The sequence below is a fragment of the Pseudomonas sp. ok266 genome (assembly GCF_900110195.1).
GTDB classification, from domain to species: domain Bacteria; phylum Pseudomonadota; class Gammaproteobacteria; order Pseudomonadales; family Pseudomonadaceae; genus Aquipseudomonas; species Aquipseudomonas neuropathica.
In genome coordinates, this window is sequence record NZ_FOCU01000001.1 from 143561 (window position 1) to 155775 (window position 12215).

Annotated in this window: 10 protein-coding genes; 2 read left to right on the forward strand and 8 right to left on the reverse strand. The window is 60.0% G+C overall.

Translation table 11 applies throughout. The annotated features are described in order from the left end of the window. Nucleotides 1-39: 39 nt before the first annotated feature. Both BMY54_RS00725 and BMY54_RS00730 read left to right on the forward strand, forming a co-directional pair. Entirely contained in the window at nucleotides 40-666 is a 627-nt protein-coding gene (locus BMY54_RS00725; RefSeq protein ID WP_093429558.1) for a glutathione S-transferase family protein, read from the forward strand. Nucleotides 667-711: 45 nt separating this feature from the next. After that, nucleotides 712-2742 (forward strand): pyridoxamine 5'-phosphate oxidase family protein, encoded by a 2031-nt coding sequence (locus BMY54_RS00730; protein WP_093429559.1) that lies wholly within the window; start codon nucleotides 712-714, stop codon nucleotides 2740-2742. 118 nt (nucleotides 2743-2860) lie between these two features. On the opposite strand, the gene BMY54_RS00735 is transcribed toward BMY54_RS00730, so the two are convergent. The 8 genes from BMY54_RS00735 to BMY54_RS00770 are packed head-to-tail and all read right to left on the reverse strand — an operon-like array spanning nucleotide 2861 to nucleotide 11849. Beyond that, nucleotides 2861-3991: a glycosyltransferase family 4 protein gene (locus BMY54_RS00735; RefSeq protein ID WP_093429560.1), complete on the reverse strand. Its 1131-nt coding sequence runs from the start codon at nucleotides 3989-3991 to the stop codon at nucleotides 2861-2863. Then, complete coding sequence (locus BMY54_RS00740) at nucleotides 3992-5122, reverse strand: glycosyltransferase family 4 protein (RefSeq protein WP_093429561.1); 1131 nt, start codon at nucleotides 5120-5122, stop codon at nucleotides 3992-3994. Further along, nucleotides 5106-6473 carry a glycosyltransferase family 4 protein gene (locus tag BMY54_RS00745; RefSeq protein ID WP_093429562.1) on the reverse strand — a complete coding sequence of 456 codons (1368 nt, stop codon included), beginning with the start codon at nucleotides 6471-6473 and terminating at the stop codon, nucleotides 5106-5108. Before BMY54_RS00745 ends, BMY54_RS00740 begins: the two co-directional genes overlap by 17 nt. Next, a complete protein-coding gene (locus BMY54_RS00750; protein WP_093429563.1) occupies nucleotides 6470-7723 on the reverse strand; it encodes an ABC transporter ATP-binding protein in 1254 nt (417 codons plus the stop codon). The genes BMY54_RS00745 and BMY54_RS00750 overlap by 4 nt, the downstream gene beginning before the upstream one ends. After that, complete coding sequence (locus tag BMY54_RS00755; protein ID WP_093429564.1) at nucleotides 7723-8520, reverse strand: ABC transporter permease; 798 nt, start codon at nucleotides 8518-8520, stop codon at nucleotides 7723-7725. The genes BMY54_RS00750 and BMY54_RS00755 overlap by 1 nt, the downstream gene beginning before the upstream one ends. After that, on the reverse strand, nucleotides 8521-9963 hold the full coding sequence (locus BMY54_RS00760) for a mannose-1-phosphate guanylyltransferase/mannose-6-phosphate isomerase (RefSeq protein WP_093429565.1): 1443 nt from the start codon (nucleotides 9961-9963) through the stop codon (nucleotides 8521-8523). 3 nt (nucleotides 9964-9966) lie between these two features. After that, the gene (gene gmd / locus BMY54_RS00765; protein WP_093429566.1) at nucleotides 9967-10938 is read right to left on the reverse strand and encodes a GDP-mannose 4,6-dehydratase; all 972 of its coding nucleotides are present in this window, start codon (nucleotides 10936-10938) and stop codon (nucleotides 9967-9969) included. Further along, on the reverse strand, nucleotides 10935-11849 hold the full coding sequence (locus BMY54_RS00770; protein WP_093429567.1) for a GDP-mannose 4,6-dehydratase: 915 nt from the start codon (nucleotides 11847-11849) through the stop codon (nucleotides 10935-10937). The genes gmd and BMY54_RS00770 overlap by 4 nt, the downstream gene beginning before the upstream one ends. Nucleotides 11850-12215: the final 366 nt, after the last annotated feature.

A 12215-nucleotide genomic window follows, 5' to 3' on the forward strand; every position in this document is an offset into this window, starting at 1 on the left:
TCATTCCCGCAGTGGCGCCCCTGTTCAGCGGAGTCGACCATGCAAGCGATCAAACTCTACAACTTTCCACGTTCCGGCCACGCCCACCGTGTCGAGCTGATGTTGTCCCTGCTGCAACTGCCGACCGAGCTGGTTTTCGTCGATCTGGCCAAGGGTGAGCACAAGCAGCCGGCGTATCTGGCGATCAACAGTTTTGGCCAAGTACCGGCGATTGATGACGGCGGCGTGGTGCTGGCCGACTCCAACGCGATTCTGGTGTACCTGGCGCAGAAATACGGCAACGGCCGTTGGTTGCCAACGGATCCTGTCGGCGCCGCACGTGTGCAGCGCTGGTTGTCGGCCGCAGCCGGACCTATCGCTTTCGGGCCCGCTGCAGCGCGACTGGTCACGGTGTTTGGCGCACAACTGAATGCGGACGAGGCAATCACCCGGGCGCATAACCTGCTCAAGGTGATGGACATCGAGTTGGGCAAAACCGCGTACCTGGCCGGCGACGAACCGACCATTGCCGACGTTTCTGCCTACAGTTACATCGCCCACGCACCGGAAGGCAACGTGTCGCTGGACGACTACGGCAACGTCCGCGCCTGGCTGGCGCGGGTTGAAGCCTTGCCTGGTTTCGTCGGCATGCCGCGTACGGTTGCCGGTCTGCAAACCACTGCCTGATTTTCGCAATCGACACTGTGCCGACGGTGCAGGGGAGAGGTCGTGATGGAACGTTCACCGTGGCACGCTGGCGAACAGCAATTGCAGGCCCATGTCGGCGTTGCCGATCGTATGGAAGCCTTCGGGCGTAAGGTGATTCGCACCTGGATGCCGGATCAGCACCGTGAGTTCTATCAGCAACTGCCCTTCATGCTGTACGGCGCAGTCGATGCGCAGGGGATGCCGTGGGCCAGTGTGCTCGAAGGTGCGCCGGGGTTTGCCCGGTCGCCGGATCCCGAGCATTTGCATTTCGCCAGCCAGCCTGCTGCCGATGACCCGGCGCAACTGCGCAATGGCGAGCCGATCGGTTTGCTCGGCATCGAATTGCACACCCGCCGGCGCAATCGCCTCAACGGCCATGTCGGCAATCTGAGCGCTGATGGTTTTGACGTGAGCGTGGATCAGGCCTTCGGCAACTGCCCGCAGTACATTCAACTGCGTCAGTTTCAGCGGGTGCCGCTGACAGATCCGCAGACACGCCCGGCTGAGCATCTGAGCGGCCTTGATGATGCAGCCATGGCGCTGATCGCCGGCGCTGATACGTTTTTTGTCGCCAGTTATGTGGATGTCGACGGCCAGCGTGCGGTGGATGTTTCTCACCGGGGTGGCCAGGCCGGTTTCGTACGGGTGGAAGGCAATCGTCTGACCATCCCTGACTTTGCCGGCAACCTGCATTTCAACACCCTCGGCAATCTGCTGCTCAATCCCAAGGCCGGCTTGCTGTTCATCGACTTTTCCACAGGTGATCTGCTGCAACTCAGCGGGCGTACCGAGATCCTTCTCGATGACCCGCAGATCGAGGCCTTTCAAGGTGCGGAACGGCTGTGGACATTTGAGGTGGAAAAACTGGTGCGGCGTCCGGCAGCTCTGGCGTTGCGCTGGCGCTTCGAAGGCATGTCGCCGACCAGCCTGCTGACCGGTAATTGGGCCGAAGCCGACGCCCGTTTGCAGGCGCAGGCACTGGGTAATCAATGGCGGCCGCTGCGCGTGGCGAAGATCGAAGCAGAAAGTCGCAGCATCCGTTCAATCTATCTGGAGCCAACCGATGGCGCCGGGTTGCCAGTGTTTCTCGCGGGTCAGCATTTGCCAGTGCGTTTCACTATTGATGGCGAGGTGCATATCCGCACCTACAGTCTTTCGAGTGCGCCATCGGATGGTTTCTACCGGATCAGCGTGAAGCGCGAAGGGCTGATTTCCTCGCACCTGCATGAGCAGATTCGCGTTGGTGATGTGCTCGAGGCGCGGGCGCCGCAGGGACATTTCACCGTGGCGCCGCTGGAACAGCGACCGTTGGTGCTGCTGGCTGCCGGGGTCGGCATCACGCCGTTGCTGTCGATGCTGCGCGAGGTTGTGTACCAGGGCTTGCGCACGCGGGGGATTCGTCCGACGTTGTTGCTGCAGAGTTCGCGCAGTCTGGCGGATCAGCCATTTCGAAAGGAGCTGGATCGTTTGCTCGAAACCGCAGGCGATTCTGTACGAGTGCTGCGTCTGCTCAGCCAGCCGGAAGCCGATCTGCAAGAGGGTGAGGATTTCGATCTGCATGGGCGCATCGACGGCGCGGTGCTGAGGAACCTGCTGGAGGCCGAGGATTTCGATCAGCTCGACTTTGTGCTCTGCGGCCCCGGTGGTTTTACCCAAGGGCTGTACGACACTTTGCGCGAACTGGATGTGCGCGACACGCAGATTCACGCGGAAACCTTTGGCCCGTCGACCCTGAAACGTCAGGCCGATCCGGATGCGATCGTGATCGAGCAACCGCCCGCAGCGACCACTTCGGTGCCGGTGGTGTTTGAGCGCTCGGCGAAAGAGGCACGTTGGCAACCCGATGGCGGCAGTTTGCTGGAACTGGCAGAAAGTCGCGGACTACGCCCGGAGTTCAGTTGCCGTGGTGGGTCGTGCGGTACCTGCAAGACCCGGCTGGTCAGTGGCGCGGTGAATTATCCACAGGTGCCGGCGGATATTCCGGAGGCGGGGCATGTGCTGATTTGTTGTGCAGTTCCGGCACAAAGCAATCAGCCGCTTGTACTGGATCTGTAACCTGACCCTGTAGGAGTGAGCCTGCTCGCGATCGCGTCGGGTCAATCAACATCATTGTTGCTGACAGACCGCTATCGCGAGCAGGCTCACTCCTACAATGAATCTGTGTTGAATAGCATTAAGCGTAAGACAAGGATTTCTCTTCCAGCAATTCCTGATACAGCTCTGTCCACTTGCGGCCCATGTCATCGGCTGTGAATAACTGCCGGTAACGCGCTTCGGCTTTCACACCCATGGCGGCGGCGCGCACCGGGTCTTCCCACAGTGTGCGCATCGCCTCGCGAAACGCCTGTGGATGACTCGGAGGCACCACCAGCCCGGTTTCGTTGTGAATATTGATGTAGCTGGTGCCAGTGCCGATCTCGCTGGAAATCATCGGCTTGCCGTACATCGCACCTTCCAGCAGGGAGATGCCGAAAGCTTCCGAGCGCAGGTGCGAAGGGAAGACGATGGCGTAGCTCAGTTGCAGCAGTGCGACTTTGTCTTCGTCACCCAGGCGCCCGAGGAAATGAATGTTGCGCAGGCCCAGCGCCCGAGCCTGAGCGTGCAGTTCCAGTTCCAGAGGCCCGGCGCCGACAATGACCACGGGATAGTCCACGTCTTTCAGGGCCTCAAGCAGGATGTGCAGGCCTTTGTAGTAACGCATCACGCCGACAAACAGAAAAAACTTGTCCCCAACCCGCTGGCGCCAGCGATTCATTCGTTCGGTATCCGGCTGTGGATAACCGGCCTTGTTCAAACCGTAGGGAATCACTCGGGTCTTGTCCTGGAACTGCTGCAGCACATCGCTGGTGTGCAGGTAGTTCGGTGAAGCGGCAACGATGCGGTCGGCGCTGGCGAGGAAGCGATTCATCAACGGGCGATAGAGTTTGAGCAGGTGCTTTTGGCGAATGATGTCCGAATGGTAGGTCACCACGCTTGGTTTATTCATCGCACTGGCGAAATGCACCATGTCCATGAACGGCCACGGGAAGTGGTAATTGACCACGTCGGCCTCGGCGGCCAGCTCGCGAAACTGTTTGAACACACTCCAGGAAAAACCGGTGGAGGCGAATTGAATATCGAGTTTGGCCCGGTGCACTTCGTGCTGACCGAGTTGCACCACGGCCGGTGTCGGGTCAGCGCTCAATGTCAGCACCTGGCCATCGATGCCGTGCTGGGCGCCGCTCTCGCAGAGCTGGAAGATCACTTGCTCAATGCCGCCGACGGAGTCAGGCAGGTACGTCTTGAAAAAATGAAGAACTCGCATTCAACCTCCCATGGCCTGGCGGTAGGCACTGGCTGTGGCCTGTGCACAACGCTCCCAGGAAAAAAGCCGTGACTGCTGTAACCCGGCTTCTTGGCATGCCTGCCAATGCGCTTGATCGTCGATCAGTCGGCTCAGCGCGTCACGCAGGCCTTCTGCATCGTCAGCTTCAATATAGTTGCCCGCCGCGCCCGCGACTTCCGGCATCGCTGAAGAACGCGTGAGCACCACCGGTGTGCCGCTGGCCATGGCCTCCAATACCGGCAGACCAAAACCTTCATACAGTGATGGAAAAATCAGCGCCCGGGCGCCGGCCAGCAGTTGCGCGACCTGTTCATCGGGCAGATAACCGAGCAGGCACACGTGCCCGCTGGCCAGTGCCTGACGCAAGGGGTCGCTGAACTGTTCGCGCTCCCACCCGGCCATACCGACGATCAACAGCGGAAAGCGCTGGCGCACAGCCTCCGGCAACAGGGCATGGGCACGTAGGGCCAGGCCAAGATTCTTGCGCGGCTCCAGCGTACCCACACTCAGGAAATATTCCCGCGCCTCGACCGCGTGCGCCTTGAGCACCGCGTCAATGGTGCTCGCCTCGCGTGGATGAAAGCGCTCGGCGACGCCCAGTGGCGCCACCACAAAACGCTCGGCAGGCAGGCCGAAATAAGCTTGAGCTTCCTCAGCAATGGCTTGCGAGTCGGTGAGAATCACCTGCGCCTGTTGCACACCCTGAGCCAAGCGACGCTCGATTTCCTTGAGCCGTGCCGGGGGCTGGGTCTCGGGGAAATGCAGGTGTGTCAGGTCGTGCAGGGTGATTACGGTCGGGCCGTCGAAGGCCAGCGGCCACAGACTTGGCTCGTGATAGAGGTCGATACCTTGCGCGCGCCCCTGATCGAAGCGTTTCTGCTCCAGCCAGCGGCGCGCCTGATAGGCACCGGGGATTTGCCGCAGCAGTGGCGTCAGACGCGAGTAACCGGGCATGGCCGCTTCCGGCAGCGCCGAACTCCAGCCCCAGCCATGGAATAACGTCACATCCATATCAGGCTCGCTGCGCAAGGCGTTGACCAGTTCGGCGACGTAGTGGCCGATGCCGGTACGCGGCGCCTGGAGAATTCGTGCGTTAAGGGCAATGCGCATGCAGCCTCGCTGGCGCCGCCGGCGCTTGCAGAACATTCCGCACACTGCGTTCAGCCAGTTGCAGACTGGCTTCGCGCCAGCCGATCCACTGCCAGTCCGCGACGTCGCGAGCAGCGGGGAACTGGCCGTTGCGCTGGAATTGGTTGATCAGGTCGGCAAGGCTTTGCGGATCCTGCAGATCAAAGTACGCCATGAACTCGCCGCCGATTTCGCGGAACACCGCGATATCACTGCCCATCGCCGGCAAGCCACGCTGCATGGCTTCCACCAGGGGCAGACCAAAGCCTTCGACGAACGAGGGAAACACCAGCGCACTGGCGTGGGCGTAGGCGTGTTCAAGGCTGGTGTCACTGAGGTCGTTGAACATGAACAGACGCTGGTTCAGCTCGGGATGATTGCGCACCCGGGCGAGGAGGGTGTCGCATTTCCAGCCGACCCGCCCGGCGATGCACAGCCGGGCCGTCGAGCCTGTGGCCCAGGCGCGTTCGAAGGCATCGAGCAGATACGCATGATTCTTGCGCGGCTCGATGGTGCTGACCATCAGGTAAACCGGGTCTGTTGTCGTGAACAATTGTCTCAGGCGTGGATCAACCGTGGCCTGGTCGTTGTGCAGATCCAGTTCGGAGCCCAAGTGAAAGAAATCGAACCAGCGCTTATTGGACTGCTCGGCACCGATTCTGCGCTGCATCTCTTCATGCATTTGATCGCGCACCGTGGCGGAAATCGCCATGTAGCCATCCGCTGTGCGAGTGATCCAGTCGAACCATTCGCTGAAGACCTCGACCAGACGCGTATCGTAAAACTGTGGGTGAGTCAGCGGGATCAGGTCGTAGATCACCGCAATCATGCCGACGCCGTCGCGTTTTAGCCGCTCGACGTGGGCAAAAAAATCCGAGTGCCAGGATGAATCCAGCAGCACCAATTGATCGCCCGGCTGATGTTGCAGTGGTGAACAACGCTTGAGCAATTGCCTGCGGTTGATTCTTCGGATCAGGCGGATCGGCAGGCCGAATGCGCCGAAGATTGTGAGCCGGTATCCGACATACAAAATTCGTCGCGCCAGCTTCGAGGTGCATTGGGCGTCACGCCGCTGGTGCCATTGCCAGACGCGATGGGCGAGGCGCTCCAGGCGTCCACCGAAGGTTTCCAGCGCGTTGAAAAAAGGCGTATCGAGCGATGCCAGTTGCAATACGCGATAGAGTTCGCCATTGAGCACCACCACCGGCATGCACTCCACACCTGCGGCGCTGGCGGGCAGTTGCTTGATGACGTTGCGCACCACCCGCTGAATACCCGAATTGATGGCCGGGTGTTTGAACACATGGGTGCATTCGACGAGCAAGCGGGTCATGGCAAGCGCTCGGCCGGCCGGGCTTCGGTGTCGCGCATGATAGTGGTCTTGGCGCCGAGCCATGAGCAGCCAACGAAATCTTCCTGACGGTTGTTGATCACGTGGAACACCAACCCGTAGTCGCGCCATTCGAAATTGCGATCGAGGTGCGAGTCCAGACGCGACAGGCTCAGCGACACGGAATAATTGCCTTTGCCCAAACCCATGATGAACGAGAAGCGGTAGGTAAAGCGCTCGCCGGCGTGCAGGTCGGTCAATGCCTTGTCGAGGCGATGGGTGTTGATGCCGTACATCATCTGGCCCAGGCGATCCTTGAGGATAAAGCCCAGCACCAGTCGTTCGATGTCCTTGCGTACTTCGACCTGAACTTCGAGCACCACCGGTTGGCCGACTTCGGCGGCGTCGATGCTGCGATCGTTTTCATCGAGCAGGCGCACGCCGAGAATCGCCGCTTCGCCGGTGCCTGATATCGTTTGCACTTCGCCGCCGGCGAGCATTTCCTGACGGACGATCTGGCCTTCGCGTTCGGCCATCAGCGCGTTGTAGTAGTCGAGCACCGCCTCCGGTTTGCCGTACATGGCCATGCGGCCGTCCTTGAGCAGGATGGCCGAGTCGCAGATCGACTGAATCGCCGAGCGGTCGTGGGACACGATTAGCAGCGTGGTGCCGGATTTGCGGAAACTGCGGATGCGTTCGAAGCTTTTGTGCTGGAAGTAGGCGTCGCCCACCGACAGTGCCTCGTCGACGATAAGAATGTCCGGGCGCCGGGCTGTGGCAACGCTGAACGCCAGGCGCATCTGCATGCCGCTGGAGTAAGTGCGTACCGGATGGTCGATGGCGTCGCCAATCTCGGCGAAATGCTCGATCTCGGGCATCAGTGCTTCGATTTCTTCGAGCTGCATGCCCAGCAACTGACCGGCCATGATTGCGTTCTGGCGACCGGTGAAATCCGGGTGGAACCCCATGCCCAGTTCCAGCAGCGCGGCCACGCGGCCTTGCAGTTCGATCTTGCCGGTGGTGGGTTGGGTGGTGCCGGTGATCATCTTCAGCAGGGTGCTTTTGCCCGCGCCGTTGGCACCGACGATGCCCACCGCTTCACCGGGGGCGATTTCGAATTCGACGTCCTGCAGCACCCAGTGTTGGTGGTGGCGGATTGGCGAAAACGGAATCAGCCACTCAGCCAGTCGGCTCCAGCGGTTGGGATATTGTTTGTAGGCCTTGCTCAGGCCGGTGACGCGAATATGCCCCATCAGAGTTCATCCACCATTTCGCCAACGCGTTGGCGAAACAGCCGCAGACCGATCAGACAAAACAGCACGCCCGTAACGAAGATCGGCAGCAGCGAGCTCCAGACCGGCCACTGTCCGTAGAGAAACAGGTTCTGATAACTGCTGAACAGGTTGGTCAGCGGATTGAGTTGCAACAGGCGCTGCACCCATTCCGGCAGGATCGTGATCGGGTAAACGATCGGCGTCAGCCAGAACCAGAATTGCAGGCAGATGCCGAAGAGCTGGCCGACATCGCGGAAGAACACGTTCAATACGCCGAGCACCATGCCTAACCCGGCGCAGAACATCATTTGCAGGGCGATCAATGGAATCAGCGCCAGCAGCGCCATGCCCGGCCAGCGCCCGGTGATCAGCAGAAAGCCGAGAAACAGACTGATGATGATCGCGAAATTGATCCCGGCATTGCACAGCACAATCACTGGCAGACAGATACGCGGGAAACTGATTTTCTTCAGCAGGTTGGCGTTTTCCAGAAACATGTTCTGGCTGCGCAGGGTGATTTCGGAAAACAGTCCCCACGCCAGCAACCCGGCGCAGAGGTAAACACTGTAGGCCATGCTGTCATCCACACCCGGCAAGCGGGCGCGCATGATGTGGGAAAAGATCACGGTGTAAACAATGATCATCGACAGCGGATTGAAAATCGGCCACAAGGCGCCGAACAGCGAATTGCGGTATCGCGCTTGAAACTCTCGCTGCACGCTGCCGAGGATGAAACCCCGGTAGCCATGCAACGAGCGATACAGGGAAAGCAGCATTTAAACCGTCCTGCCGTATTGGTCTTCGAAGCGGACGATGTCGTCCTCTCCCAGGTATTCGCCGCTTTGCACTTCGATGATCACCAGATCGATCACCCCAGGGTTTTCAAGGCGATGGCGGTGGCCGGCAGCGATGAACGTCGATTCGTTTTTCGCCACCAGATGGGTACCGCTGCCATTGTTGGTGACCTTGGCCATGCCTTCGACCACTACCCAGTGTTCATTGCGGTGATGGTGCATTTGCAGCGACAACTTGCCGCCAGGCTTGACCACGATGCGCTTGATCTTGAAGCGCGGACCTTCTTCGAGAACCGTGTAAGTACCCCACGGGCGGCTGACGGTACGATGCAACCGATAGGCTTCGTGGGATTTGTCCTTGAGTTGCTTGGCCACGCGGCGTACGTCTTGCGCACGGTCGGCGTGGGCCACCAGCACCGCGTCGGCGGTGTCGACCACGATCAGGTTATCCACACCCACTGTCGCTACCAGCCGGCCATCGCTCTGGACGAAATTGTTATGGCTGTCGATAAAGATCGCTTCACCGCTGGCGCGGTTGTTGTCGGCATCGGCCGGTACCAGCGCCGCGACGGCGCCCCACGAACCGATGTCGCTCCAGTCGAAACCGGCGGGCACGACCACCACTTTTTCCGAGCGCTCCATCAGTGCGTAGTCGATCGAGATGTCAGTGATTTCCGCGAACAGTGCCGGCGACAGTTCCTGTTGCAGGCAGCCGACGGTTTCAATCGGCGCGCTGACATCTATGCAGGCGCGGGTCTGCTCCAGCAACTCGGGCGCGTGCAATTGCAGTTCAGCAATCAAGGTCGCGGTGGTGAAGCAGAACATCCCCGAATTCCACAGGAAGTTGCCGCTCTCCAGATAATGCGTGGCAGTTTGCAGGTCGGGTTTCTCGACGAAGCGCTGCACTTTCGCCGCGCCTCTGGCGTCCAGCGGGGCACCGGTTTCGATGTAGCCGAAGCCGGTTTCCGGCGCCGTCGGGATTACGCCGAAGGTCACCAGATAACCGTCTTTGGCCAGATTGACCGCGTGCTCGACGGCCGTTTTCAGCGCGTCCTGATTGACGATCAAATGATCGGCGGGCATCACCACCATGATCGCGTCGTCACCGTGCAGTGCTTGCAGCGACAACGCGGCAGCAGCAATGGCCGGCGCGGTGTTGCGCCCGGTCGGCTCCAGCAGGAAATGCCCGCGATGACGCGAGACATGGGCGGCGCAATAGTGATCCTTGCTCTGGAAGTAGTACTCGCGGTTGGTCACCGTGACGATGTCGCCCCAGCCGTCGAGCAACGCTGCCGCACGCTGATAGGTCTTGCCCAGCAGCGATTGGCCGTCGGGCAGATTCATGAACGGTTTCGGATGGCCCTCGCGGGACACCGGCCACAAACGGGTGCCGGCACCGCCGGACAGTATCACGGGGATCAGCATGGCCTACTCCTTGGCGACGCGTTTCATGTCCGCATCCATCATCATGCGGATCAAGGTATCCAGGTCGGTTTTCGGCTTCCAGCCCAGCACGCGCTGAGCCTTGGCCGGATTGCCGAGCAGCACTTCGACTTCGGCGGGGCGGAAGAACGCCGGGTCGATCTTCACGTAATCACGGTAGTTGAGGCCGACGTGATCGAAGGCGATGCGGCACATTTCCCGCACGGTAGTGGTGACGCCGGTGGCCACCACAAAATCGTCAGGCTTGTCCTGTTGCAGCATCAGCCACATGGCTTCGACGTAGTCGCCGGCAAAACCCCAATCGCGTTTCGCATCGATGTTGCCCAGGGCCAGCTCCTGCTGTTTGCCTTGCTTGATGCGTGCGGCAGCATCGGTGACCTTGCGGGTGACGAACTCGATGCCGCGCAGCGGCGATTCGTGGTTGAAGAGGATGCCGCTGTTGGCGTGCAGGTTGAAACTTTCGCGGTAGTTGACGGTAATCCAGTGACCGTAGAGTTTGGCCACCCCGTAAGGGCTGCGCGGATAGAACGGCGTGTTTTCATCCTGTTGCTCGGCCTGGATCAGACCGAACATTTCGCTGGTCGAGGCTTGATAGAACCGGGTGTGCGGGCTGAACTGGCGGATCGCTTCGAGCAGGTGGGTAACGCCCAGGCCATCGACGATGCCGGTGGTCACCGGTTGACTCCACGACGCGGCGACAAAGCTCTGCGCGGCGAGGTTATAGACCTCGTCCGGCGCTGATTGAATGACTGCTCGCTGTACCGAACAGGCATCGGCCATGTCACCGTCCAGATAGACGATGTCGGCTTCGACGCCCATTTCGCGCAGACGCCAGCGCGAGTCGCTGCTGCGTCGTGCAACGAGGCCGTGAACCTTGTAGCCCTTGTCGAGCAGCAACTTGGCCAGATACGCGCCGTCCTGGCCGGTGATCCCTGTGATGAGTGCACTTTTTGTCATTCTTGTCGTACTCGCGTCTCCCAGTCGGACAGGATCGTCCGCAGGGATTGTTGTGTGGTGATGGCTGGCGACCATCCGGTGGCTTTGGCCAGTTTTGCGTGGCTGCCGCAAACGCGACGCTGATCGGCGCGGCGTATGCGCGCGGGGTCTTGCACCAGTTGCATCTCCACTTCGGCCAGGTCGCCGAGTTGCTCGATCAGGCTGCGGATGCTTTGCTCACGACCCGAGCAGATGTTGTAGACCTGGCCGGGTGCGCCTTTTTCCAGCAGCGCGAGATAGGCCGAAATCACATCGCCGACATCGAGAAAATCCCGCGTCACGTCGATATCGCCGACTTCTAGCTGCGGGGCTTGCAGGCCCTGTTTGATGCGATTGATCTGGCGGGCGGCACTGGCGATGACGAAACTTTCTTTTTGCCCTGTGCCAATGTGGTTGAACGGCCGTGCGACGAGTACCGGCCAGCCCTCACTCAAACCCCATTGCAGGCTGAGAAACTCGGCCGAGAGTTTGCTCACCGCATACGGATTGCGCGGGCAGGGCGCTTGTCGTTCGGTGATCGGCAGATCGCTTTCGCTGACCTGGCCGTAAACGTCGCCGGAGCTGACGTACAGGAAGGTACCCTGAAAACCACGGGCCTTAAGAGCCTGCAACAGATTGAGGGTGCCGAGCAGATTGATGTCGAAGGTACGTGCCGGGTCGCGGAAGGCTTCGGGGACGAAAGTCTGGCCGGCCAGATGCATGACCGCGTCAGGCATTTGCGGCCACTGGTCGACAAGGCTGTCCGGATCCGTCAGGTCGTAACGTGAAGCTGCAGGCAGCAGTTCCCACGCTGAGTCAGGCGAGGCCAAACATGACTGAATATGTTGTCCAACGAATCCACTGAGACCCGTGACGAACAGACGCTTTTTCAAACAGCGACCCCTTAGTCTTGAACTTGCGCCACTTTCTCACAGGCTTTAAGGAGAGGTCTGTCAGACCGTAGGAAAAACCGGGTGAAAGACAGGCGAAGTCAGTTGTTGTAGTTGTTTGTTACCAATCTGTGCCAATTACTCAGCAATTTCAACAGGCCAAACCGTGACCGGTCAGTTCTCGTTAGCGTAGTCCGATTTATTCCCGTCCGGCGGTTCCCGGATCGTTGATGGATGTGTTTAGAATGGCCCTCGTCGCTATTCCCAAGGTTCGCCGTGGGCGTAGCGCAACGGGGTGAAACTGACCACTAAAACAAAAACGAAGACGTTCCCGAGGATGATGGACAAGCAGCAGCGATGCCGACTTGA

Bases quoted from the DNA above. Each gene is read 5' to 3' on its own strand.
- gmd (WP_093429566.1), bottom strand. From the start codon at position 10,938: ATGACAAAAAGTGCACTCATCACAGGGATCACCGGCCAGGACGGCGCG.
- BMY54_RS00730 (WP_093429559.1), top strand. From the start codon at position 712: ATGGAACGTTCACCGTGGCACGCTGGCGAACAGCAATTGCAGGCCCAT.
- BMY54_RS00740 (WP_093429561.1), bottom strand. From the start codon at position 5,122: ATGCGCATTGCCCTTAACGCACGAATTCTCCAGGCGCCGCGTACCGGC.
- BMY54_RS00725 (WP_093429558.1), top strand. From the start codon at position 40: ATGCAAGCGATCAAACTCTACAACTTTCCACGTTCCGGCCACGCCCAC.
- BMY54_RS00755 (WP_093429564.1), bottom strand. From the start codon at position 8,520: ATGCTGCTTTCCCTGTATCGCTCGTTGCATGGCTACCGGGGTTTCATC.
- BMY54_RS00760 (WP_093429565.1), bottom strand. From the start codon at position 9,963: ATGCTGATCCCCGTGATACTGTCCGGCGGTGCCGGCACCCGTTTGTGG.
- BMY54_RS00750 (WP_093429563.1), bottom strand. From the start codon at position 7,723: ATGGGGCATATTCGCGTCACCGGCCTGAGCAAGGCCTACAAACAATAT.
- BMY54_RS00745 (WP_093429562.1), bottom strand. From the start codon at position 6,473: ATGACCCGCTTGCTCGTCGAATGCACCCATGTGTTCAAACACCCGGCC.
- BMY54_RS00735 (WP_093429560.1), bottom strand. From the start codon at position 3,991: ATGCGAGTTCTTCATTTTTTCAAGACGTACCTGCCTGACTCCGTCGGC.